The 23,830-nt window shown below is 69.0% G+C and carries 23 protein-coding genes; 15 read left to right on the top strand and 8 right to left on the bottom strand.

Going from position 1 to position 23,830, the window contains the following annotated elements; translation table 11 throughout:
* Window positions 1-31 precede the first annotated feature (31 nt).
* Both QH470_RS28880 and QH470_RS28875 read left to right on the top strand, forming a co-directional pair.
* A complete protein-coding gene (locus tag QH470_RS28880; RefSeq protein ID WP_280275519.1) occupies window positions 32-685 on the top strand; it encodes a DUF3558 domain-containing protein in 654 nt (217 codons plus the stop codon).
* A 34-nt stretch (window positions 686-719) separates the two neighbouring features.
* Window positions 720-1,094 (top strand): YciI family protein, encoded by a 375-nt coding sequence (locus QH470_RS28875; protein WP_280275518.1) that lies wholly within the window; start codon window positions 720-722, stop codon window positions 1,092-1,094.
* Between the two features lie 2 nt (window positions 1,095-1,096).
* On the opposite strand, the gene QH470_RS28870 is transcribed toward QH470_RS28875, so the two are convergent.
* Window positions 1,097-3,868 (bottom strand): helix-turn-helix transcriptional regulator, encoded by a 2,772-nt coding sequence (locus tag QH470_RS28870; RefSeq protein WP_280275517.1) that lies wholly within the window; start codon window positions 3,866-3,868, stop codon window positions 1,097-1,099.
* Between the two features lie 116 nt (window positions 3,869-3,984).
* On the opposite strand from QH470_RS28870, the gene QH470_RS28865 reads away from it, so the two are divergent.
* The 7 genes from QH470_RS28865 (at window position 3,985) to QH470_RS28835 (ending at window position 8,787) form a co-directional block, all read left to right on the top strand.
* Complete coding sequence (locus QH470_RS28865; RefSeq protein ID WP_280275516.1) at window positions 3,985-4,521, top strand: nitroreductase/quinone reductase family protein; 537 nt, start codon at window positions 3,985-3,987, stop codon at window positions 4,519-4,521.
* A 117-nt stretch (window positions 4,522-4,638) separates the two neighbouring features.
* Window positions 4,639-5,514, top strand: coding sequence for an LmeA family phospholipid-binding protein (locus QH470_RS28860; RefSeq protein ID WP_280275515.1), 876 nt, complete (start codon window positions 4,639-4,641; stop codon window positions 5,512-5,514).
* Window positions 5,511-5,969, top strand: a complete 459-nt coding sequence (locus tag QH470_RS28855) for a thioredoxin family protein (protein WP_280275514.1) — start codon at window positions 5,511-5,513, stop codon at window positions 5,967-5,969. Before QH470_RS28860 ends, QH470_RS28855 begins: the two co-directional genes overlap by 4 nt.
* Window positions 5,970-6,240: 271 nt before the next feature.
* Entirely contained in the window at window positions 6,241-6,732 is a 492-nt protein-coding gene (locus QH470_RS28850; protein ID WP_280275513.1) for a DUF4395 domain-containing protein, read from the top strand.
* Between the two features lie 28 nt (window positions 6,733-6,760).
* On the top strand, window positions 6,761-7,594 hold the full coding sequence (locus QH470_RS28845) for a sulfurtransferase (protein ID WP_280275512.1): 834 nt from the start codon (window positions 6,761-6,763) through the stop codon (window positions 7,592-7,594).
* Window positions 7,595-7,596: 2 nt separating this feature from the next.
* Complete coding sequence (locus tag QH470_RS28840; protein ID WP_195098651.1) at window positions 7,597-7,902, top strand: DUF1416 domain-containing protein; 306 nt, start codon at window positions 7,597-7,599, stop codon at window positions 7,900-7,902.
* Between the two features lie 183 nt (window positions 7,903-8,085).
* Window positions 8,086-8,787: a heme-binding beta-barrel domain-containing protein gene (locus QH470_RS28835; protein ID WP_280275511.1), complete on the top strand. Its 702-nt coding sequence runs from the start codon at window positions 8,086-8,088 to the stop codon at window positions 8,785-8,787.
* 340 nt (window positions 8,788-9,127) lie between these two features.
* Here the strand turns inward: QH470_RS28835 and cydC are convergent, their stop codons facing one another.
* From cydC to QH470_RS28810, 5 genes are all read right to left on the bottom strand, one after another.
* Window positions 9,128-10,876, bottom strand: coding sequence for a thiol reductant ABC exporter subunit CydC (gene cydC / locus QH470_RS28830; protein ID WP_280275510.1), 1,749 nt, complete (start codon window positions 10,874-10,876; stop codon window positions 9,128-9,130).
* The gene (locus QH470_RS28825) at window positions 10,873-12,876 is read right to left on the bottom strand and encodes an ABC transporter ATP-binding protein/permease (protein WP_280275509.1); all 2,004 of its coding nucleotides are present in this window, start codon (window positions 12,874-12,876) and stop codon (window positions 10,873-10,875) included. The genes cydC and QH470_RS28825 overlap by 4 nt, the downstream gene beginning before the upstream one ends.
* A gap of 2 nt (window positions 12,877-12,878) precedes the next feature.
* Window positions 12,879-13,934 carry a cytochrome d ubiquinol oxidase subunit II gene (gene cydB / locus QH470_RS28820; protein WP_280275508.1) on the bottom strand — a complete coding sequence of 352 codons (1,056 nt, stop codon included), beginning with the start codon at window positions 13,932-13,934 and terminating at the stop codon, window positions 12,879-12,881.
* A 9-nt stretch (window positions 13,935-13,943) separates the two neighbouring features.
* Window positions 13,944-15,407: a cytochrome ubiquinol oxidase subunit I gene (locus tag QH470_RS28815; protein ID WP_280275507.1), complete on the bottom strand. Its 1,464-nt coding sequence runs from the start codon at window positions 15,405-15,407 to the stop codon at window positions 13,944-13,946.
* Window positions 15,408-15,607: 200 nt separating this feature from the next.
* Complete coding sequence (locus tag QH470_RS28810) at window positions 15,608-16,525, bottom strand: aminodeoxychorismate lyase (protein ID WP_280275506.1); 918 nt, start codon at window positions 16,523-16,525, stop codon at window positions 15,608-15,610.
* 169 nt (window positions 16,526-16,694) lie between these two features.
* Here QH470_RS28810 and ygfZ point away from each other — a divergent pair, with 169 nt between their 5' ends.
* The 4 genes from ygfZ (at window position 16,695) to QH470_RS28790 (ending at window position 19,902) form a co-directional block, all read left to right on the top strand.
* A complete protein-coding gene (gene ygfZ / locus QH470_RS28805; RefSeq protein ID WP_280275505.1) occupies window positions 16,695-17,810 on the top strand; it encodes a CAF17-like 4Fe-4S cluster assembly/insertion protein YgfZ in 1,116 nt (371 codons plus the stop codon).
* Complete coding sequence (locus tag QH470_RS28800; RefSeq protein WP_280275504.1) at window positions 17,807-18,550, top strand: MOSC domain-containing protein; 744 nt, start codon at window positions 17,807-17,809, stop codon at window positions 18,548-18,550. The genes ygfZ and QH470_RS28800 overlap by 4 nt, the downstream gene beginning before the upstream one ends.
* Window positions 18,547-19,509, top strand: coding sequence for an asparaginase (locus tag QH470_RS28795; protein WP_280275503.1), 963 nt, complete (start codon window positions 18,547-18,549; stop codon window positions 19,507-19,509). Before QH470_RS28800 ends, QH470_RS28795 begins: the two co-directional genes overlap by 4 nt.
* A gap of 174 nt (window positions 19,510-19,683) precedes the next feature.
* Complete coding sequence (locus QH470_RS28790) at window positions 19,684-19,902, top strand: DUF3073 domain-containing protein (RefSeq protein ID WP_280275502.1); 219 nt, start codon at window positions 19,684-19,686, stop codon at window positions 19,900-19,902.
* A 336-nt stretch (window positions 19,903-20,238) separates the two neighbouring features.
* Here QH470_RS28790 and purM read toward each other — a convergent pair whose 3' ends face one another.
* A complete protein-coding gene (gene purM / locus QH470_RS28785) occupies window positions 20,239-21,339 on the bottom strand; it encodes a phosphoribosylformylglycinamidine cyclo-ligase (RefSeq protein ID WP_280275501.1) in 1,101 nt (366 codons plus the stop codon).
* A 193-nt stretch (window positions 21,340-21,532) separates the two neighbouring features.
* Here purM and QH470_RS28780 point away from each other — a divergent pair, with 193 nt between their 5' ends.
* Window positions 21,533-22,402 (top strand): alpha/beta fold hydrolase, encoded by an 870-nt coding sequence (locus tag QH470_RS28780; RefSeq protein ID WP_280275500.1) that lies wholly within the window; start codon window positions 21,533-21,535, stop codon window positions 22,400-22,402.
* Entirely contained in the window at window positions 22,389-23,000 is a 612-nt protein-coding gene (locus QH470_RS28775; RefSeq protein WP_280275499.1) for a TetR/AcrR family transcriptional regulator, read from the top strand. Before QH470_RS28780 ends, QH470_RS28775 begins: the two co-directional genes overlap by 14 nt.
* Here QH470_RS28775 and QH470_RS28770 read toward each other — a convergent pair.
* Window positions 22,962-23,543 (bottom strand): cupin domain-containing protein, encoded by a 582-nt coding sequence (locus QH470_RS28770; protein ID WP_280275498.1) that lies wholly within the window; start codon window positions 23,541-23,543, stop codon window positions 22,962-22,964. The two genes, QH470_RS28775 and QH470_RS28770, sit on opposite strands and share 39 nt — an antisense overlap.
* Window positions 23,544-23,830 lie beyond the last annotated feature (287 nt).

Here is a 23,830-nt window from a genome sequence, read left to right as displayed (position 1 = left end):
TGCCTACCGAAGGGACAGGAGGAGACAGCCGATGGGCACACAACGTCTGCTCGGACTCGCCGTCGCCACACTCGCGGCAGGCGCGGTGCTCGCGGGCTGCAGCGGTAGCGAAAATGGCAGCGCCGGAGACATTCCGGTCGCCACCGTGCCCGGTGGCAAGTCACGCGCCGCGACCTCCGAACCGCCGACCGGAAAGGCGAGTTCCGTATCCGGCAGTTCCACAGGCTCGGCGCCGAAAGTACCCACCCCGATCGCCACCGAGAAGTTCACCGGTGATGTCTGCGCCACGCTGTCCGCGGCGAAGCGTTCCGAACTCGGGCTGGGCGCCGGCACCGCGCGCGCAGCCCCGACCGGCCCCAGCTGCTCCTGGAAGTTCGCCGAGGCCGACACCAACCGCGTGGATATCTCGGCCCAGGAGGAAAACCCCAACGGCCTGAGCGACATCTACGACCAGAAGGACAAGTTCGCCTACTTCGAGCCCGTGCAGATCAACGGTCACCCGGCGGTATACACCTCGATATCGGACCAGCGCGGACGCGGGGATTGCAGCCTCTACATAGGGCTGAACGACCAGTTCGCGGCGAGGGTCGGCGTCAGGTTGGCCAAGGGCCCGGACAAGTCACAACCGTGCCCGACGGTGGAGAAGGTCGCCGGAGCCATGATCGACACCGTGAAAGCCGGTTGAACCACACCACCGCCCTGATCGAAGGAGAATTACTGTGCCGCAATACTTCCTGACCCTGCCGCATAGCAGCGCCGAGGAGCAGACGATGGCCTCGATGCAGGACATGGATCCCGCCGAACTGGAAACGGTGATGGCCGCCGTCGAAAAGTTCAACAACGATCTCGTGGCCGCCGAGGCATTGGTCGCCGCCGGCGGGCTGCATCCACCCTCGACCGCGATCACCGTCGATGCCACCGGAGCTGTCCCGTCGCACACCCGGGCGCCCTTCGTCGAGGCCACCGAGTACGTCGGCGGCTTCTGGCTCATCCACGCCGACGACGAATCCGCCGCCCTCGCCTGGGCCGAACAAGCCTCCGCCGCACTGGGATCACGCATCGAAGTCCGCGCACTCCAGGAAGCGCCCCAGTAGACTCAGCTCTCGCCCTGGCGGGGCCTCTGATTATTCTCGGTTTCGGTCAACAGGACGCGAGTGAGTTCGGCGCGAGAATTGACTCCGGCCTTCTGATACATCTTGCGCAAGTGGTAGTCGATCGTCCGAGTGCTGAGAAACATCTGCGCCGCGATGTCCCGGTTCGTGAAGCCCTCCGCGACGGCTTCGGCGATCCGCGCCTCCTGCGGCGTGAGTTTCACGGTACTGGTGGCAGCGCGGGGTTGGACGCGTACTCCCGTGGCGCGCAATTCTTCTCGGGCCCGGCTCGCCCAGAGATCGGCGCCCAGCGTTCGGAAGATTTCCAGGGCAGCGTGCAGCGACGCGCGGGCCTCGAACTTCTGCCTGGTGCGGCGTAGATGCCGACCGAAGAGCAGGTGAGTTCTCGCCGCCTCGAACGGTTGGTCCGTGTGTTCGTACAGTTCCACCGCACGACGGAAATCCGCTGCCGCGTGGTCGGGCGGGGCGAGTAGTGCGCGGCATCTGGCGGCCAACGCGGTCAGCTCCGGCGAGTCGGCTGTCCGGGCCCATCGGGTGAACAGTGCCAGTGGCTCGGCGGCCAGGTCGGCGTGGTCCGACTGGACCGCCGCCTCGACGAGGTCGGGCACGTTCACGACGGTCACGCTGAGGTAGGAGCCGCCGGCCGGCGGCTGGAAATGCAGCAGCGCCTGTTCGGGTGTCCCGGCCGCGAGGTCGAGCAGGCCCAGCGCGCGCCGGACGAGAATGACGATGCTGACCATGCCCTGGGCGAGCGCGTCGGCCATGACTTGCCGGGCCGGCGTACGAACCTGCTCGTCGCCGCGCAGCGCTCCCAGCATGACGAGGGCGCCCCGAAACGCGAGACTTGCGTTTCGCTGTCCGGTTTCCTCCGTCAGCCGACGGCCTTCCTCCGCGAACGCTTCCGCCGAACGGAAACGCCCGCTTGCCAAGTCGTCGATGACCACCCGCCACAACGCCCAGGACAGCGACACCGGTGTCCCGAGAGTCCGTGCGTGCCGCATCGCGATCATGCTCAGGCGTCGCCCACGCTTGCGGTCTCCGAGTTCCCAGATCATGCCGGCGGCCCAGGCCGCCAGTCCCGGATCCGTCAGGTGCTCAGCCGCATCCAGGTCGCCGGGCTCCAATCCTGCTTCCTGTCCCCGCAGAGTTCGGCAGGTGCCGCGCAGGAGCCGACCGAGAACCTCCCACACGCCGGTGCCCGTAAGGTCCTGCCGCTCGACCATGTTCGACAACTCTGCCCACGCGTCCGCGGCGTTGGCGGCGAAGCCTGCCTCCCAGAACCGCATCAGCAACGGGATCGACTGTTGCGGACCGGCTTCCAGCGCACCGGGGAGGACCGGGCGCAGCATCGACAACGCATCGGCGGGTCGGCCGATGTGCAGTTCCAGCGACGCCCGCAGCAAGGTTGTCCGCAAGCGAAGGGACTCGAGCGAACTGTCCGGTTCGATACCCGCCAGCATCGCCTTGGCCCGATCGAAATCTCCGCCGTGCCACCACGCTTCCGCGGATTCGAGCCTGCGCCGGGCCCGGCACAACCCGGGCTCACTCAATTCCACCGCTCGTGCGAGCAGCGCAGCGGCGGTGGCGGAACTCGATCGGGCGGCGCGGTGGGCCGCCTGCTCGAGTTCACGGGCAACAACCTCGTCACGTCCGTCCGCCGCCTGTCCCAGATGCCACGCACGAAGTTCGTCTTCGTCCTCGGCGTCGACGGCTGCCGCCAAGGCTCGATGGGCATTCCGCCGATCCGCCACCGTGGCGCCGTGATAGACGGCAGCGCGAATCAGTGGATGCCGGAATACCACCGTCGGCCCTTCCACGGTGACCAGGTCGTCGAGTACGGCGAGGCTTTCGACAGCGGATTCGAGGTCCGCATCGAACACAGACGCGGCGCGGCGCAACACATCCCACCCGATATGGCCCTCCGCGGCGATCAACAGCATCAGCCGCTGCAACGGTGCACTGTGACAACGCACTCGGCGCAGGAACGCCTGCCGCAGCTCCTCGACGAGTGGCAACGGTGTCGGCGGCACGACGTCACCGAGGACCGTGGCCGGGAGTTCGCGGATCGCCAGCGGATTGCCCGCGGTCGCGTCCAGTACTGCCTCGCGCTGCGACGGAGTCAACCGCGTGCCGACCTGTTCGACGAGCAGTCGACGCGCCGACGATCGGTCCAAGCCCGCCAACCGCACGTCCACGGCGCCCGCGAGTTCGAGGCGGCGCCCTTCTTGGACGCGCGCTGCCAGCACCAGCGCGATCGGCTCGGTATCCACTCGCCGCGCCACGAAATCGAGGACGCTGATCGACGCGTCGGCGGCCCAGTGCGCGTCGTCCACGATGCAGAGCAGCGGGTTGTCCGCGGCGAGCTCGGAGAGCAGCGACAGCGCCGCCAAACTGACCAGAAATCGATCGGGGGTATGCCCATGCGCGAGCCCGAACACCACCCGCAGGGCGGCCGCCTGCGGTTCGGGCAGCCGATCGAGTCGGTCGAGCGCGGGTTTCAGCAGGTGGTGCAGCGTCGCGTAGCCGAGGTCGGATTCCCATTCGACGCATGTCACACGCAGTACGCGCATGTCCGCGGCGGCGCGAGCGGCATCGTCCAGGAGTGCGCTCTTGCCGATTCCCGGCTCCCCGTGCACCACAGCGAATCCACCGCTGCCTGCCCGGGCCCGCTCCATGAGGGCCGCCAGCGCACCGCGCTCTTTCTCCCTGCCGTAGAGGATCGCCGGCTCCAATAATGCGTGACGCGAGATCGTCATCGAGGTGTGAATCTCATCAACCGTGCCATCGTAGCGAATCCGGCGTTCAGGGAGATCGGGGAAAGTCCCCCGCTGTTAGGACCGAAACTGTCCTAACTCCTCGACATACTCGAATCATGAGCGAAATCGAATCGACTGCGGGACAGCCGGATCAGGCCGACATCACCGACTACAACGATCCGGACGCGCCGTGGAACCAGGCGTGGGACCAGGAAGGCGGCATCGCCGACTGGAACGACGAGGTGATCAAGGAGTTCCGGGAGAACTCGGGCAAGGTGGGCGGCGCCTACGCGGGCGGGGACCTCATTCTGCTGACCACCACGGGAGCCAAGAGCGGCAAGCGGCACACGACTCCGCTGGGACCCCTGTACCGGGGAGACACCATGTACGTGAGTTCGTTCGTCGAGGACAAGTACCCGGCCTGGTGGCACAACATCAAGGCGAATCCGCGGGTCACCATCGAGCTGCGGGACAAGACCTACCAGGCGACCGGCAAGGTGCTCGAAGGCGAGGACTACGACGAGTTCGCGGCCTGGGTGCTGGCCGAGAACCCGCTGCTGGCGGATTTCCAGTCCAAGATTGACCGGCCGATTCCACTGGTCGTGCTGACCCTCGACTACTGTGTTCAGCCGAAGAAGAAGCCGAGCAGCTGACCCGAACCGCCTGCGCGCCACCCCGTCAGCCGGATTCTCGACGAGTAGATGGCAAGCGGCCGCGGATCACACAGTACCGTTGGTGTCATGACCTGCGACAATAGGTTTAGGTAGCAGATGGGTAACTCACCGGGTACGCCCGCGGCGCGGGGAGCCGGTCGGAAGCGCCGCCTCATCGGCGGATTGGTGCTGGTGGTCGCGCTCGCGGTGATCGCGGATTTCACCGCCGCCGCCTACTCCGAATACCGGGTCTCGCGCTCGCTGCGCGCCGGCGGCGAGCTGAGCGCCGATCCCGAGGTGACCATCCACGGCTTCCCGTATCTGGCGCAGGCGCTGCGTAGCGACTATCGCAATGTCGAGATCCGCGCGCACGCCGATCGCCGCGACATCCCCGGCGAGATTCTGGTCGAGGCCACGCTCAACGGCGTGCACCTACCCGCCGGAGACCTGATCGACGGCCGGATGCGGTCGGTCTCGGTGGATCGGGTGGCGGGCCGGATGCGCATCGAGCCGGTCGAGCTGGGCCGCCTGTTCAAGATTCCCGACCTGCAGCTGACCGGGCCGCCGGCCGACAAGTCCGACGGCACAGGCGGTTCCGGCGGCACGGGCTCGACCACGCAGGGCGCCTACATCCTCACCGGCACCATCCCGGCGGGGCCCGAGTCGAGCACCAGCGACAGCACCGACAGCGACAAGGACAAGGTCAGCGTCAGCGTCAAGGTGAACCTGCTGCTCGACGGCGACCAGGTGCGCATCATCGCCACCGACCTGTACCGCGAGAAATCCCCCGACACCGCCACCATCACCACCACGACCCAGCGCCCGGAGCTGGACAAGGACGCGGTGCTGGCCCGCTTCACCCGCACCATAGACACCAAGGACCTGCCGTTCGGTGTGCCGCCGACCAAGGTCGAGGCGCTCGGCGGCAACATCATCGTCGAAGGCGAGGGCGAGAACATGACGATCGACATGAACAGGTTTGCCCGGCCATGACCGAACTCACGATCCTGGCACTCGTCCTGGCGGTCGCGGTGGCCGTCGGGTTGCTGCTGCGGTATCGCGCGGGCCGGGTCCGCGCCACCGCCGTCGCGCCCGCCGACCCGGACGCCGCCGCCGCGCGCGACCGGCTGCTGGCCGCCGTCGGCGTCACCGGCTCGGCGCCCGCGGTGCTGCACTTCTCCGCGGACTGGTGTGGCCCGTGCGACGCGGTGCGCCGGGTCGTCGCGGGCGTGGTCGCCGATCTCGCCGAGGCGCCGCAGCCGCCCCTGGACATCGAGGTCGACATCGACGCCGAGCCCGCGCTGGCCAAGGAACTCAACGTGCTGTCGCTGCCGACCACGTTCATCTTCGACGCCGACCGCCGAGAGCGGTTCCGCATCTCCGGCGTTCCCAAGGCCACCGACCTGCACAGCGCCATCACCCCGCTGACCGTGCGCGACGCTGCTTAGTGACCCGAATTTCGGACCCCGGGTCCAATTCCCGCGCCGAACCGGGTAAACTGCTGATCGTGCAAACCCGCCGAGAGCTGATGCTCACCCGACGCCGCACAGTAGATCTGTGCCGCCTCGGCGGTTGTTGCTGCCTGTGCATGTAGCCGGTCGGCCCTTCGTTGCCCGCTGACGCCGGCCGGTTTTCTCCCACCGTGTGATCGGATTTCGTGACCCCGGTGATCTGGCAAATACCTGACAGATGAACCATGCACCGCAGGAGATTCCTCCGATGTCCCACAACACCCCCGACACCGATTTATCGCCCGAACGCGTCGACGTGCGCGGCCCCCGCTTCGCGGCCTGGATCACCACCGGCGTGCTCGTGGTGGTGCTGATCGCCGCGGCGTTCTCCACTCCGCTCGCGGCCGTGCTGATCGCGCTGCAGGCCGTGGTGTTCGCGCTCGGCGCGCTGCACGGTCCCCGGCGCAGCCCGTACGGCCGCGTCTACGCGGCCGTCGTCGCCCCGAGCAACGGCCCGCCGCCGGAGACCGAGCCGGTGCCGCCGCTGCGGTTCGCGCAGCTGGTCGGCGGCGTGTTCGCGGTGCTCAGCTTCGTCGGATTCGTCGCGGGCAGCACCGTGGCCGGTGCGATCTTCGCCGGTTTCGCGCTGTTCGCGGCGTTCCTCAACGCGGCCTTCGGCGTATGCCTGGGCTGCCTGCTGTACCCCTTCGCCCAGCGGCTGCTCCCGCGGTCGGCCGTACCCACCGATTCCCCCACCTAGCCCGGTAAGTCACATCGAAAGGAACAACATGGCTCGCTCCGATGTCCTGGTCTCCGCAGACTGGGTCGAAGAGAACCTCAGCGCCCCCGGCGTCGTCATCGTCGAGGTCGACGAGGACACTTCCGCCTACGACACGGGCCACATCGAGAATGCCGTGAAGCTCGACTGGAAGAAGGACCTGCAGGATCCGGTTCGGCGTGACTTCGTCAACCGGGAGCAGTTCTCCGACCTGCTGTCGGCGCGCGGCATCGGCAACGACGACACCGTGGTGCTCTACGGCGGCAACAACAACTGGTTCGCCGCCTACGCCTACTGGTACTTCAAGCTGTACGGCCACCAGAACGTGAAGCTGCTCGACGGCGGCCGCAAGAAGTGGGAACTCGACGGCCGCCCGCTGTCGAAGGAGGCCGTGAACCGCCCGGCCACCACCTACAAGGCCGGCGAGCAGGACCTGTCCATCCGGGCCTTCCGCGACGACGCCATCGCGGCGATCGGCACCAAGAACCTGGTCGACGTGCGCTCGCCCGACGAGTTCTCCGGCAAGATCCTGGCCCCGGCGCACCTGCCGCAGGAGCAGAGCCAGCGGCCCGGCCACATCCCCGGCGCGATCAACGTGCCGTGGTCGAAGGCCGCGAACGAGGACGGCACCTTCAAGTCCGACGAGGAACTGGCCGCCCTCTACAAGGAGGCGGGCCTCGACGGCCAGAAGGAGACCATCGCCTACTGCCGCATCGGCGAGCGCTCCTCGCACACCTGGTTCGTGCTGCAGGAGCTGCTGGGCCACAAGAACGTCAAGAACTACGACGGGAGCTGGACCGAGTACGGCTCCCTCGTCGGTGCACCGATCGAGTTGGGAGCATAGATATGTGCGCAGCACCTACCCAGGGCCAGGCTCTGCCGGCCAACGTGGACACCGAGAAGGAAACCGTCCTGACCGGACGCGTTCTCGACGCCGACGGCAACCCCGTGGGTGGCGCGTTCGTCCGGTTGCTGGATTCCAGTGACGAGTTCACCGCCGAGGTGGTTGCCTCCGGTACCGGCGATTTCCGGTTCTTCGCCGCGCCGGGCGACTGGACCATCCGCGCGCTCTCGTCGGCCGGCAACGGCTCGGCGGCGGTGCGGCCGGAGGGCGCGGGCATCCACAGCGTGGACGTCAAGGTCGCCAAGTAGACGCATTCGCGGCAAGTCCGACAGCGGCCCCGGGGTTCGAATCCCGGGGCCGTTGTCGTCTCCGGGTCGCGGGGTCGTTAGAATTCGGAACGTGGTCCTTGCCTTCGAGATTCTGCTGGTCCTCGTCTCCGTGCTGATCGCGTGGTTCGGTCTGTACGTCCTCTACCGGCTGTTCACCGAGTCGTGACAGAGTCGGCGCGCGAGAACGTCGACAAAGCAACAACAGCGAACGGTGCGGCGCACGAGGCGCCGTCCGGCGACGCACGCCGCAGTGGCGACCAGGCGGTCGCCGATGCCGCCGAGCGTGCGAAGTCCACGGCCGTCCGCAACATCCCGCAACTGTCGGGTCTGCCGCTGCCGGAGGACACCGCGAACCTGCGCGAGGGTCCGGATCTGAGTTCGTCCATGCTCGCGCTGCTGCCGCTGGTCGGGGTGTGGCGCGGCGAGGGTGAGGGCAACGACTCCGAGCGCGGCGACTACCACTTCGGCCAGCAGATCATCGTCTCGCACGACGGCGGCGACTACTTGGCCTGGGACTCGCGTTCCTGGGTGCTCGACAGCGACGGCAAATACACCGGTCCCGATCTGCGGGAGAGCGGTTTCTGGCGGGTCGGTATCGATGGCGACGACGAGGTCATCGAGCTGCTGCTGACGCACAGTTCGGGTGTGGTCGAGCTGTTCTACGGCCAGGCACTCACCCAGTCCTCCTGGGAGCTGGCCACCGATGTGGTGATCCGCAGCCAGTCCGGTGCGGTGGTCGGCGGCGCCAAGCGCCTCTACGGCATCGTCGAGGGCGGCGACCTCGGCTATGTCGAGGAGCGAGTGGAAGCCGACGGCGCGCTGAAGCCCCGCCTCTCGGCTCGCCTCCAGCGCTACATCGGCTGACGGTCTCTGTCGAGAGACCGTCCCTGTCGCAGGGGCCGGAAATGGAACGACCCCCGAGCCCTATCGCGGAGGAGGTCCTCTCGCGATCCCGGTCGGACAAACCAGGGGCTCGGGGGTCGGGTGGCTGCCTGGGATTAGCTCCGCGCTCGCGCGAACGACAATCCGTTTGCAGCGGTGGCGCTAGCTGACAGCCACCTCACGTGTCCCTTGAATACTCATTCGTCGAACCACCTCCTTTCCCGTGTACGAACGAATCTAGTAGGCATCCCGCCGGTCGGCAACGCATTTTCGCGGGCAGCGGAAGTGCTGGTCGGAGGGAATTCCCGGACCTTCCGGACGGTTAGCGCGCGCCGGGTGAGTGTGCGGCCGCGGCGGCGCGGAGGGTGATCCGGCCGCCGGGACGGACTTCGACGACGGTGTCGGCGCGGTGGTCCGGCGGCAGTTGGTGGGTTACCGCGACGACGGTGCGGTCGGGGGCGACGAGTCCGCTGTGCTCGTCGAGCAGTGCGCGCAGGAGGTCGGCGCCGGCCTCGGCTTCCAAGTGCTCGGTGGGCTCGTCCAGCAGCAGCACGTCGGCCGGGGCGACGAGGGCGCGGGCGAGCAGGATCCGCCGCCGTTGACCACCGGAGACCGCCGCCGCGCCGCCCACCAACTCGGTGTGCAATCCCTCGGGCAGACCATCCAGCCAGTCGCCCAGGCCCACCGATCGCAACGCGGCCGCCGCGCCCGCCTCGCTCAGATCACCGCGTGCCACACGCAGGTTCTCCAGCACAGTGGTGCCGAAGAGATGCGCGTCCTCGGCGAAGAACGTGACCCCCGGCCGCGGCGCATCGAACAGCCCCGCCCACGCCATCAGCAGAGTAGTCTTCCCGGCCCCGCTCGGCCCGACGATGGCGATCCTGCGGCCCGATGGCATTTCGATCGAACCAACCTGTGGCACAGCAGGATTCGCCGGGGCAGTGTGCGTTGCCGACGCGATCGCATTGCCGGGGTGTGCTTTCGACGTGATCGCGGTGGTGTCGATGGCGGCGTGCTGGTGGGTCGGGTGACTGAGGGGCGCGGGGTGTGCGATCGCGGTAATGCGGTGGAGGGCGGCGCGGCCGTGAACGAGAGCCTGGACAGCCGCCGGGAGTACGGCGACCGCCTCGAAGGCCGAGAGGGGCAGGAGTACCAGGACAGCCAGAGCCATCGGGGTGATGCCGCCCGGGGACGCGGGTTGCAGTGCGTCGGCCGGTGCGCCGGTTCCGCTGCCGTACAGGATGATTCCGATGAGCAGGGCACCGAGGACACTGGCTCCGAGGGACAGCGGTGTGGCGGCCGCCGCCCAGGCGCTGCGCGAGGCCGCGCGGTCCTCCGCCGCGACGGCCCGCTGTCCGGCCGCGGCTGCCTCGCCGAGTGCGCTGTCCAAGCGGCCGGCGACCCGCAGTTCGGGAGCGTGGTCGAGCACGGTGACGGCGGCGGCCGTGAACATCCGGCGGTCCGCACGCACCGCCGTCTCGGCTTCCCGCGCCGCCCACGCGGACAGCCACGGCGCAACAACCCCGGCCACCGCGAGCGCGAGCGCCAATACCGCCGCCGCGGCCGGTGAGACGGTCGCGAGCAGGCCGATCGCGGCCACCGACAGCACCACCGCCACCGCGATCGGCACGAACGCCCGCACCACGACCGCACCGAGATCATCTATGTCGGTGCTGATCCGGGTAAGCAGGTCTCCCCGCCGCAGATGCGTCGGATCGGAGGAGCGGCCGGTGCGCCGCAGCGTCCAGATATCGGCCGCCGCGAGGGTCGCGTAGACGCGAGTCCGGGCGGTGGTCATGGCGCGTAGGGCTACGTCGTGGGTGGCCAGGCGTTCGAGGTAGCGGCACAGGCCGCGGGAGATGCCGAGGGCGCGGACCGCGACTACCGCCACGCTCAGGTCCAGCACCGGGGGCATTTGCCAGGCGCGGGCGATCAGCCATGCCGCCAGCGCGGCCAGGGCCAGTCCGCTGCCGAGCGCGAGTGTGCCCCAGCCGATCGATACCGCGATGCGCCACCGGGACAGCTCCAGAAGGTCCCGAAGTCGGCGGAAATCGCCCAGTACCTGTCTCATCGGCGCACCCCGTTCTCATGTCCGGCACCGGCGGTGCGGACCGCATCCACCAGCGCGTCCCTGGCCGGGGCCAAAGCGTCATCCGCCGGATGCGTACCGTCGCCTCCGGGCCGCGAAGCCACGCTCCCGACCGGGTCGTACCCCGCTGCGGTGCAATCGGTTTGCTCCGCGCTCCCCGAGCCCGGATCGAGAGCATCGGTGGTATGCGCCGCGGCGACCTCGATCACCTGGTCGGCGGCGGCGAGGAGGGTGGGGCGGTGGGCGACCACGACGACGGTGGCCCCGGCTCGGGCGCGGGCGGACAGGGCCGCGAGAACGGTGGCTTCGGCGTCGGCGTCGAGATGCGCGGTGGGCTCGTCCAGTAGGAGCACGGGGCGGTCGGACGCGAGGACGCGGGTCAAGGCCAGGCGTTGGCGCTGGCCGAGGGACAGGCCCAGGCCACCGGTTCCGACCAGCGTGTCCCAGCGCTCGGGTAGCCCATCGAGAACGGCGTCGAAACCCGTTGCGGCGCAGGCAGCATCCAGGTCGCCGAGCACACGCACCGGCCCGGCCGCCGGGGGCTCGGCCCGAGCACCGAACAGCTCCAGGTTCTCCCGCAGTGTGCCCGGCAGCAACACCGGTCGCTGCGGTAGCCAGGCCAGATGCGACCACCATCGTTCGGGGTCGAGTTCGGGTACGGGAATTCCGTCGACGGTGACCACCCCCCGGTCGGGTTCGATCAGGCCCAGAACCGCTTGCAGCACTGTGGATTTACCGCAGCCGTTGGGCCCGGTGAGGACGGTGACCTCCCCTGGGCGCAACACCGCCGACAAGCCGTCGGGGGCGTCGCCGTCTCGCCCGCCCACGGTGAGATCCCGAATCCCTATGACACCACGGAACTCCCGGAGGATACCGCGGCCCGAGGCGCGCTCCGGCCGCCGCCGCGCGGGCTCGAGCACCGCGAATGCCTTTGCGGCGGCGGCCATCCCGTCCTGCGCGGCATGGAACCGCTCACCCACCGCCCGCAGCGGCAGATACACCTCCGGCGCCAAGATCAACCCCAGCAGCCCGGCGTACAGACTCATATGCCCGTACACCAGCCGCATACCGATCGACACCGCCACCAGCGCGACACACAGCGTGGCCAGCAACTCCAGCACCATCGACGACAGGAAGGCCACTCTCAGCGCCGCCATCGTCCGCACGTGCAGCGACTCCCCTAGTGCCCGCACCCGGTCCCGCTGCGTCCGCCGGAATCCGACCGGAGGCGCGGCCGCCCCGTTGCCCGGCGGCCGAGACGCGAGCGAGCGATCGTCACGACACCAGCCGTTCCCGCCTTGCTCCGAACCTGCTGCCGCCGTGCCGGTTTCCCGTCCCAGCGCCCGCAAGGTAGGCATACCTGCGAACAGGTCCAGTAGCTGGTCCGACAGCCGGGTGGTCGCTTCCAGCGTCGCGGCGGCGCGGCCCTGTGTCATGAGCCCGATCAGCACCATGAACAGTGGGATCAGCGGCAGGGTCACCAGGATGATCGCGCCGGCGGTGAGATCGTGGAACGCGATCACCCCGAGTACGATCGGCGGGACCAGCACCGCCAGCAGCAGGGCGGGCAGATAGCCGGTCAGGTAGGCCCGCAACCCGCTCAGCCCGTTTCCGACCACGACCGCCAATTCGGTGCGGCGCGAATCCAATTCGCGCGGCTCCAGCTCCGCGGCGGCGGCCAGCACCGATCCCTCCAGCTCCGCCACCACCCGGGCGCCCGCCCGATGCGCCAGCCGCGCCTGCCACCAGGTCGCCGCCGCGCGACAAACGATCGCGAGCGCGAACACCGCCAGTTCGGCCGCCCAGGAACCGATCGTCCGCCGACCCGGATCGGTGATCACTCCCGCGAGGACCCGCGCCAGCGCCACGGCCGCCACCACGATGCCTCCGGTGGTGATCAGCGAAAGCCCCACGCTCACAACGAGGTACGGGCGCGCCGAGCGGGCGTACCGCCACAGCCGCGGATCCACGGGTCGGGCCACGATCAGCTCCTCGACGCACCCGCCGGCAGACCGATCGCCGGCGGAATCTGTTCGGTGGTGAGCCGCTTGCGGAACACCCAGTACGTCCAGCCCTGGTACACCAGCACCATCGGCGTCAGGATCACCGCGCACCAGCTCATGATCTTCAGCGTGTAGTGGGTCGACGAGGCGTTGTCGATGGTCAGGCTGTAGGCGGGGTCGATGGTGGAGGGCAGCACGTTCGGATACAGCGAACCGAACAGCAGCACCACCGCGCCCACGATGGTCACCGCGGTACCGAGGAAGGCCCAGCCGTCGGCCTTGGCGCCGTGTGCCTTTCCTTTCCCCAGGTACAGCGCCGCACCGGCCAGCAGCAGGCCCGCCACCGCCAGCCCGACCATCGCCCAGGTCCAGCCCTTGCCGTAGGCCAGCTGCGTCCACAGCCCGAACGCGCCGACCGCGACGACCGTCGGAATCCACAGCAGCCGTTCGAGTTTCACCGCCGACGCCCGGACCTCACCGCCGGTCTTGAGGCTCACGAACACCACGCCGTGCAGCAGGAACAGCAGCATCGTGGTCAGCCCGCCAAGCAGGCCGTAGCCGTTGAACAGCGGGAGCAAACCACCCTCGATGTGCTTGTCGGCGTTGAGCCGAACTCCGTGCACCATGTTCGCGAACGCCAGCCCCCACGCGAATGCCGGTATCCACGAGCCCAATCCGATACCGACGTCGGCCCACCGCCGCCACTTCGGGTCGTCGATCTTGCCGCGCCATTCGATCGCGCAGGCCCGCGCTATCAGACCCACCAGGATCAACAGCAGCGCGAGGTAGAACCCGGAGAACAGGCTGGCGTACCACTCGGGAAAGGCGGCGAACATGGCACCGCCACCGACCAGCAACCACACCTCGTTCCCGTCCCACACCGGGCCGATCGTATTGAGCAGCACGCGCTTACGTGTCTCGTCGCCGCGGCCGAGGATCGGCATCAGCATGCCGACCCCGAAATCGAAACCCTCCAGCACGAAGTATCCGGTGAACAGGATGCCGATCAGCAAGAACCAGAATTCGGGCAGACTCATCATCGGCTCCTAGTAGGCGAACGACAGCTTCTCGACGGGCTCGGCGCCGCTCGGCGCGGCGGGTGCCGCGGCGGCCGGTTCCTCGGGCCCGGTGACGACGTAGCGGCGCATCAGGTAGAACCAGACCACCGCCAGCACGCCGTACAGCAGCGTGAACACGATCAGCGAGAACAGCACCGTGCCCGCGGTATTGCCGGAAACGCCCTGCTGCACCGTCATCCGGATGTCCAGGTCGCCGGTCGGGTTGGGCGCGACCACCCAGGGCTGGCGGCCCATTTCGGTGAACACCCAGCCGGAACTGTTGGCCAGGAACGGCGTCGGAATGACGAGCAGGCTCAGCCACGAGAACCACCGCTGATCCGGGACCCGCCCGCGCCGGGTCATCCAGAACCCGAGCAGCGCGATGGCCGCCGATCCGGCCACCCATCCGATCATGGCCCGGAACGACCAGTAGGTGACGAACAGATTCGGCCGGTAGTCGCCGGGACCGTACTTCTCGTTGTAGCTGACCTGCAGGTCCTTCACGCCGTCCAGCGTCACGTCGCTGAACTTGCCCTCGGCCAGCCAGGGCAGCACGCCGGGCACCTCGATCACGTGCGAGACGCTGTCGCAGTTGTTGTGCGTGCCGACGGTGAGGACGGAGAATTCCGGGTCGGTCGCGGTGTGGCACAGCGATTCCGCCGATGCCATCTTCATCGGCTGCTGCTCGAACATCAGCTTGCCCTGGACGTCACCGGTGTACACCAGCGCGACTCCGGCGACGATGATCACCCACATGCCCACCAGCCCGGCGGGCCGCCACAATCGGCGTGCCTCGGCCATTTTGCCGTCGTCGCCCGAGCGGGCGTTGCGGACCATCCACCATCCGGCGATACCGGCCACGAACGTGCCCGCGGTGATGAACGCACCCGCCACCACGTGCGGAAAGGCCGCCAGCGCAGTGTTGTTGGTGAGCACCGCCATGATGCTGTGCAATTCGGCGCGGCCGGTCTCGGGGTTGTAGTGCGCGCCGACCGGATGCTGCATGAACGAGTTGGCGGCGACGATGAAGTACGCCGAGGCGTTCACGCCGATCGCGACCATCCAGATGGTCGCCAGGTGCACCCATTTCGGCAGCCGCGTCCAGCCGAAGATCCACAGCCCCAGGAATGTCGACTCCATGAAGAAGGCGACCAGGCCCTCCAGCGCCAGTGGCGCACCGAAGACGTCACCGACGAACCGGGAGTATTCGCTCCAGTTCATGCCGAACTGGAATTCCTGCACGATGCCGGTGGCCACGCCGAGGGCGAAGTTGATCAGGAACAGCTTGCCGAAGAACTTCGTCAGCCGATACCAGCGTTCCTGGCCGGTGATCACCCAGGCCGTCTGAAACCCGGCGACCAGCGGCGCCAGCCCGATCGTGAGCGGCACGAAGAGGAAGTGGTAGACGGTGGTGATCCCGAACTGCCACCGCGAGACGTCCACGACGTTCATGACCGCACCCCACCGAATCCGGGCGCGATCGAGCGCATCGGGTGTGGACGGATTTCCGCACTGCCGGTGCCCATGGGGCCCTCCCTGCTGCCGCACTACTACGTGTCGTAGTAAAGGCTACGCCGGGCGGGCGGCAGATCAATGAGTCCTGCGCCACGACACACCGAGTCTTTTGCTGTGCGGTAACAGGTTCCGGTTCGCTACGACCAGTCGGCCATGCTCCACGTCCGGGCCACGCCGCGCTCCACCATCTCCGTGATCTCCGACGCGCACTCCGGCGGCGACATCCGCAGTCCGTCCAGCGCCGCCACCCGTGCGGCCAGCGTCACGCTGCCCAGTAGCCAAACACTGTCGGCGGTAATGAGATCGGCGGTGAAGAAGGACTCGTAACGGCAGTCCCAACCTGCCTGCTCCGCCTCGGCGAACAGCGCCCGCTGGGTGATCCCGGGCAGCACGCCGTGCCGGGCCGGGGGCGTGATGAGTTGTTTGTCACGCTGCAGCACGACGGTGGACCGCGGGCCCTCCAGGACCCGGTGCTCGGTGCTGGTGTAGATGACGTCGTCGGCTTCCATCCGCGCGGCGAACCGCAACGCCGCCATATTGGTCGCGTAGGAGAGGGTTTTCGCGCCCAGCAGCAGCCACGGCGCGTTCGGCGCCAGATCGACGGAGATGCCGCGCGAGAGCGTGATGACCGAGACGCCTTCGGCGCGAGCCTTGTTCACGCGCTCGGCCACGGGCACCACGAGCACGTAGGCGCTCGGCACCGGCGCGCGCCCGGCCGGGTTGCGGGACGCGGCGCGCGTGGTGGATTCGACGCTGTCGCGCCCCCGGGTGAGGATCATGCGCAGCATGCCCTCCTGTTCGCTGCCCCATTCCTTGGCCGCGGTCTCGACCGCCGTGCGCCACTGCCCCAGATCAGGGTCGGGCAGGTCCAAGGCCTCGGCCGAACGACGCAGCCGGGCCAGATGTAACTCCATCGCACAGGGCTTGCCGTCACGCACCAGTACCGTCTCGAAAACACCGTCGCCGCGCAGCGCGCCGATGTCATCCGCATAGAGCAACGGCTCGTCCGGATCCCGGACGGTGCCGTCGAGTGCAACCAGAACTCGATCCACCATGCGCAGCAGCCTAGGCGAACCGGCGGTGCTACGAGGGGGTACCGAACCCGCGGTGGGCAACCTGTGAACCAACCCCGAGATCAGCCACGCATGAGCAACTTTTTGGTGATCGACAACACCGGGAGCGGCGGCCCGGCGGTGAACTCGTCGCAGCGCATACAGTGGGTGTGTGTCCGTGGTTCATACGTCCAGCCCGTTGCTCACCGCGCCGGGGGCCGTCCCGGGCCCACCGGAGTCGCCCGACGCCGCGGTCGCGTGGCATTACGGGGATCCGTTCGGCGAGCAGCGCGCCGCCGCAGAACGTGCCGCGGTCGTCGACCGCTCGCACCGATTCGTGCTCACCATCACCGGCGCCGAACGCCTGACCTGGTTGCACACCATCTCCAGTCAGCACGTGGCCCAGCTGGGCGACCGGCAGACCGCGGAGAATCTCGACCTCGACCTCAACGGCCGGGTGCAGCACCACTTCGTCCTCACCGATCTCGACGGCACCCTGTGGATCGACACCGAGGGCGAGCGCGGACCCGACCTGCTGAGTTTCCTGCAGAAGATGGTCTTCTGGGCCGACGCCAAACCGGAAGCGGCCCCGGACCACGCGGTGCTCGCGCTGCTGGGCCCGCAGGCACAGGAGATCGCCGACGCCGTCGCGATCGGCCCGCTGCCGCCCACGTACAGCGCGATTCCGTTGCCGGACGGCGGGTTCCTGCGCCGCATGCCATGGCCGACGGAGGACTCCTACGAGCTGGTGGTGCCGCGCGACCAGTTGCCCGAATGGTGGACGCGGCTGACGAACGCCGGCGCGGCCCCGGCCGGACTGTGGGCCTTCGAGGCGCTGCGGGTGGCCGCCCTGCGCCCCCGGCTCGGTCTCGACACCGACGACCGGACCATCCCACACGAGGCCCGCTGGATCGGCGGCGTCACCGAGCGCGGCGCGGTGCACCTCGACAAGGGCTGCTACCGCGGCCAGGAAACCGTGGCGCGAGTACACAACCTCGGCAAACCGCCGCGCCGCCTGGTACTGCTGCACCTGGACGGCTCGGCCGATTCCCGTCCCGTCACCGGGGATCCGGTCACCGCGGGCGGCCGCACGGTCGGCCGGCTCGGCACCCTCGTGGACCACTACGAATACGGGCCGATCGCGCTCGCGCTGATCAAGCGCGCGGTGCCCGCCGACGCGAAACTCGAGGCGGGTCCGATGGCCGCGGCGATCGATCCGGATTCGATGCCGACCGACGACGAACCGCAAGCGGGCCGGATGGCCGTCGAGCGGCTGCGCGGGCGATGAGCGACCCGCTCCCGCCGAGCCGTCCGGGAACGATCGGCACCGTGCTCGCCGTGTGCGTGCTGCACGCCGAACTCGAGGTCCCCGCGAAGGTGAGCCGGGTGGGCCGGACCGCGATCGACAAACGCCCTGTCGCACACCGGGTTCCGGTGCGTCCGCTCGGTCTCGACGGCGATCACGTCTGCGACACCAAACACCACGGCGGCGTGCACCAGGCCGTGTACGCCTACGCCGAGGAGGACGCCCGGCGCTGGGGCAGCGAACTGAACCGCACCCTGGCCGCCGGCTGGTTCGGCGAGAATCTGCGGATCAGCGGGCTGCCGGTGAGCGACGCGGTGATCGGCGAGCGCTGGTCCGTCGGCGACACCGTGCTGGAGGTGACCGCGCCGCGCGTGCCGTGCGCGACATTCCAGCACTGGTCCGGCGAACAGCGCTGGGTCAAGCGGTTCGCCTTGCGGTCCGATACCGGCGCCTACCTGCGGGTGCTGACCGAGGGCAGCGTCGGCGCGGGCGACGAGGTGCGCGTGGACCATGTGCCCGAGCACGGCGTCACGGTCCGCGACCTGTTCACCGGCGCCGATCCGGACCGGCTGCAACGGCTGCTGGCGTCCGAGCCGACCGTGTCCGACGACGTGCGCATGCAGGTCGCCCGGCACACCCGCCGGCACACCACGCACCGCGACGCCACGATGACCGGTCAGCACCGGGAGCGCTCGACGCCGGGGAGCGAGGTGGGGTCGTGAGCGTGGAGTTGGTGGAGGTGGTGCGCTCGGGTTTCCGCGAGTGCGTGCACCGCGGTTCGCTGGTGATCCTGGATACCGACGGCGAACCGGTGGTCGCGCTGGGCGAGGTGCACCTGCCGATCTTCCCGCGCTCGACCAACAAGCCGATGCAGGCGATCGCGCTGCTGCGCAACGGTTTCGAGCCCGTCGACGACGCCGAGCTGGCCATCGCCACCGCCTCGCACTACGGCGAACCCGACCACGTGGCGCTGGTACAGCGCCTGCTGGACCGCTTCGGTTTCGCGGAGAAGCAGCTCGAATGCCCGCCCGACCTGCCCGCCGACGAATCGGCCCGGGCCGTCGCGCTGGCCGGGCGCGACCGCGCGGAGGCCGAACGCCGGATCTACATGAACTGCTCGGGCAAGCACGCGGCGATGCTGGCCACCTGCGTGATCAACGGCTGGCCCACCGCCGGCTACCTGGACGCGGCGCATCCGTTGCAGCGGGCGGTGGTCGACACCATCACCGACATCACCGGCGAACCGGAGTCCGACCTGGGCATCGATGGCTGTGGCCTGCCGATCGTGCCGGTCGCCCTGGTCAACCTGGCGCGGGCCTACGCGGCGTTCGCCACGGCCCCGCCGGAGGCCCCGGAGCGCCGGGTCGCCGACGCCATCCGCGCGCATCCGCGAGTGATTTCCGGCACGGCCGGGCCGGACCTGCTCACCATGCGGGCCACCCCCGGCCTGGTGTGCAAGATAGGCGCCGACGGGGTGCACGCGGGTGCGCTGCCGGACGGCCGGGCCTTCGCCTACAAGATCGACGACGGGCACGACCGCGCACGGATGCCGCTGACGCAGGCAATTCTGCAGCGGATGGGGGTGGCGTGGACGGCCGAGCACGCCGCTCTGGCCGCACCGGCGGTGCTCGGCGGGGGCGCCCGCGTGGGCATCGTCCGGGCAATCCCCGGTGTGCTGTAGAGCTTTCGCCGGCATTGCGACAAACCGGCAAACCGGAGTGGATCGGGAGTCTTCCCCCACTCATGGAAGCGCGACCGCCGGACACACGCTAAAGTGTCTGTCAGGAAGAGTATTAATTCGAACGGGGCCGCCAACCACCCCAGGCCGCCCCGCAGTGACGCGAGGGGGTCAGCCATGGGCCGTGGCCGGGCTAAGGCAAAGCAGACCAAGGTCGCACGAGAGCTCAAGTACAGCTCGCCGTCGACCGACTTCGCGAGCCTTCAGCGCGAGCTCTCGGGGGGACACTCCCGCGACTCGCAGCGCAGCGGCGTGCTCTCGGACGAGCACGACGCGGACGACTCGCTGTCGCGCTGGGAGGACGAAGACAAGTACGACGACTGGCGGCGCCGCTGACTCGGATCGATGTGCGAAGGGGGAGGCCTGAGGGGCCTCCCCCTTCGCACGTCGCCCCGTAACCCAGCTCCCCTGTCGCCGAACCCTTCGCCCAGCGCGCAAGGTTCGCATCGCCGCCGTTGTCCGGGATTCGAAATCCGGACAGCGGCGCGAATCAAGCCGTACCCGAACGGTTTTCACACTCAGCGCACCCCGGTATGCCCTCGCCTTCTCGCGGCACCTCCGGCAGCGGGCCGCCGCACCGCAGCATCCCCTCGGCGCACACCCCGCAACACCCGCTCGGCCCGGCCGGCGAGCGCGCGCTGCCGCTTCCGGCAACGCGGCCCGCGGCCGATCTCAGAACCGCGGATGCTCCCCGACCAACACCACCCGGTCGGAATCGGTCTCCTTGGCCTTCTTGACGTTCCCCAGCGTCCAGCACTCGATGTGCCGTGCCGTCAGCACGGCCAACGCCCGCTCGGCGTCCTCCGGCGCCACCACCGCGACCATCCCCACCCCCATGTTGAAGGTCTTCTCCATCTCCGCCCGTTCGACCCGGCCGCGCTGCGCGATCAACTTGAACACCGGTGCCGGACTCCACGTTCCGCGATCCAGCTCGGCAACCAGCCCACCGGGCAGTACCCGCGCCAGATTCCCCGCCAGTCCACCACCGGTGACGTGCGCGAATGTCCGCACGTCGGTCTCGGCGACCAGCGCCAGGCAGTCCTTGGCGTAGATCCGGGTGGGCTCGAGCAACTCTTCCCCCAGTGTCCGCCCGAATTCCTCGACATGCCCGGTCAGTGACATCCGATCGATCTCCAGCAGTACATGCCGAGCCAGGCTGTAGCCGTTGGAGTGCAAGCCGGACGACCCCATGGCGATGACCACGTCACCGGGACGCACCCGATCGGGGCCGAGCACCGCCTCGGCCTCGACGACGCCGATCCCCGTGGCGGAGATGTCGTAATCGTCGGGGCCCATCAATCCGGGATGCTCCGCGGTCTCGCCGCCGAGCAGCGCACAGCCGGCCTTCACGCACCCTTCGGCGATACCGGAAACGATCTGGGCCATCCGTTCGGGCACCACCTTGCCCACGGCGATGTAGTCCTGCAGGAACAGCGGCTCGGCGCCGCACACCACCAGATCGTCGACGACCATGGCGACCAGGTCGAGACCGACGGTGTCGTGCTTGTCCAGCGCCTGCGCGACCGCGATCTTGGTGCCGACCCCGTCGGTGGAGGATGCGAGCAGCGGCTCGGTGTAGTCGCCCTTGAGCGCGAACAGCCCGGCGAAGCCGCCGAGCCCGCCCTGCACCTCGGGGCGGGTGGCCTTCTTGGCCAGGGGCGCGTACAGCTCGACCGCGCGGTCACCGGCCTCGATGTCCACGCCGGCCGCGGCGTACGAAGCACCGGCACCGAGGCCGTCCACACCGGCACCAGTCGGGGTCTGCTCAGTCATTTTCGGGGAAAGCTCCAAACCGAATCGGCGGATAGATGCCTGCTCACGCTACCGGAGCCGGATAACGAGACTGCACCGGTATTGGCTTCTCGGTCCGAGAAATCCGGCTGATTCGGCCGCTCGATGTTGACATACATACGGTATGTATGTGAGCCTTGGCGCAGCTGGATCACACATCTTCGGGAGGCACCACATGGGAATCAGCAGCGCACTCGGCCCGGCCCACGAGGTCGAATTGCTGGGCAGGCACCGGATCCGATACCACGACACGGGTTCCGGCGCGCCGGTCGTCTTCGTGCACGGACTGCTGGTCAACGCCGATCTATGGCGGAAGGTGGTCCCCGGCGTGGCCGCCGCGGGCCACCGGTGCCTCGCGCCCGACCTCCCGTTCGGCGCGCACTCCATCCCGGTCCCCGCGGCGGACCTCTCCCCGACCGGCGTCGCCGACCTGATCGCGGACTTCCTGGAGCGACTCGACCTGCGCGACGTGACCTTGGTCGCCAACGACACCGGCGGCGCGATCACCCAGATCATGCTGACCCGCGACCGCTCCCGGGTGGGCCGGGTGGTACTCACCAACTGCGACGCCTACGACAAGTTCTTCCCGCAGCCGTTCACGCCGCTGCCCCGCCTGGCCGCGGTGCCCGGCCTGCTGCGAATCATGCTGGAACTCATGCGGTTCCGGCCCGCGCAGCGGCTGCCGATCGCTTTCGGCCTGGTGACCAAGCGCGCGGTGCCGCCGGAGATCGCGGACTCCTACCTGCTGCCCAGCCGGCACCAGGCGGCCATCCGGGCGGATCTGGTGCGCTTCCTGCGCGGCGTGCACAAGCGCTACACCCTCGCGGCCGCCGAGCAGTTCCCGTCGCTGGATCTGCCGGTGCTGCTGGCGTGGGCGCAGGAGGACAAGGCGTTCAAGGTGTCGTTCGCCGAACGCCTGGCCCGCGACCTGCCGGATACCACGCTGCGGCTGATCGACGACTCCTACACCTTCAGCGCCGAGGACCGGCCGGAGTTGCTCACCGAGTTGATCGTGGAGTTCACTCGGCTGCATGCCACGCCGTAGTCAGGAGGATCGTTCCCGCGCCACCCGGGCCGCGCTCGAGGACGCCGGTCGCCGGCTGTTCGCCGAGCGCGGCTACGCGAGCGTCTCGGCCGAGGAGATCGTGTCCGCAGCGGGAGTGACCCGGGGCGCGCTGCACCACCACTACGGCGACAAGCGCGGTCTGTTCCTCGCCGTGCTCGAACGGCTGGAGACGGAGAACACCGCCGAGATCGCCCGCGCCCTCGCCGAATTGCCCGATCCCACCGATCTGCTCGCGGCGATGGCCGTGGGAATGCGGACCTTCCTGGAGATCAGCCGACGCCCCGAGACGGTGCGGATCGCCATGTCGGACGGGCTCGCCGTACTGGGCTGGCAGGGCTGGCGGGAGATGGAGGCGCGGCACGGACTCGGGCTGATCACCGACCAGCTGCAGCGGGCCGTCGATGCCAGTCTGGCGGTCCCGGTGCCGGTGCACGTGTTCAGCAAACTGATTCTCAGCGCGGTCACCGAGGCGGGAATGATCGTGGCGCACGCCGAGGACCCCGATACCGCCCGGCTCGAGGCCGAACAGTCCCTGTTGCTATTGGTCAGCGGGGTCCTGCGCCAGCCGGGAAGCTGAGAGACTGCGGTCGGCGACGCCGCACAGGGCGTAGGCGAAGACGAACGGCACGTCGCCGTCGTTGAACCAGGCGTGCGGTGCGCCGTTCTGGATCACGCTGTCACCCGGTCGCAGCGATACGTCGGTCCCGTCGCCGAGGCGCAGACGACCCCGGCCGGAGAGTACGACGACGAAATCGACGCTGTCGGTGCGATGGATGCCGGGCGCGGCGGGATCGAAGGCCGCCAGCATCCCCGGCAGCTTCGCCTCCGCCTCCGCGGCGACGGCGGCCATGGTCTCCTCGGACAGGCCCGGACCGGGGTCGTAGCTCAGCCCCGGCGGCACGGAGATGAACCCGAAACGCACACCTCCCGGGCCGGGAAAGTAGCTGGTCTCGGTGTGCGGCGGCATCCGGTCGACCGGAAGTTCGGGTAGCTCGTCGAGTTCCCAGGTCCGATACAGCTCGGCGCCGGGCAGCAGCGCCAAGGTCAGCGGCTCGACCCGCTCGTCGGCCAGCACCCGGCCCCGGCCGGTTCCGTCGTCCCCGACCACGATTCTGCGCATGCGGACTCCTCGATGTAATCGTCGCGACCAGCCGGATCGGGCACTCTAGGCGGATCCGAGCGGCGGTTATCCGGACCGTAACCCTCGCGAGGACGGCACGGCTTGCCACGGAACGCAGGCGCCTTGCCCACGCACGCACAATCGGGATCGGCCACGGCAGAGTGGTCGTCATCGAAGCGGGGGGGGGCCCCCCGCAGCACCCCCCCCCCCCCCCCCGGGGGCCCCCCCCCGCTATTTTTTGGGGGGGGGGGCGCCGACAACCCCCCCCCCCCCACACCCACAAGGAA

The organism is Nocardia wallacei (assembly GCF_029868745.1).
In the GTDB taxonomy this organism is placed as follows: Bacteria; Actinomycetota; Actinomycetes; order Mycobacteriales; family Mycobacteriaceae; genus Nocardia; species Nocardia wallacei_B.
This window is presented reverse-complemented; position numbering and strand designations above follow the sequence as displayed.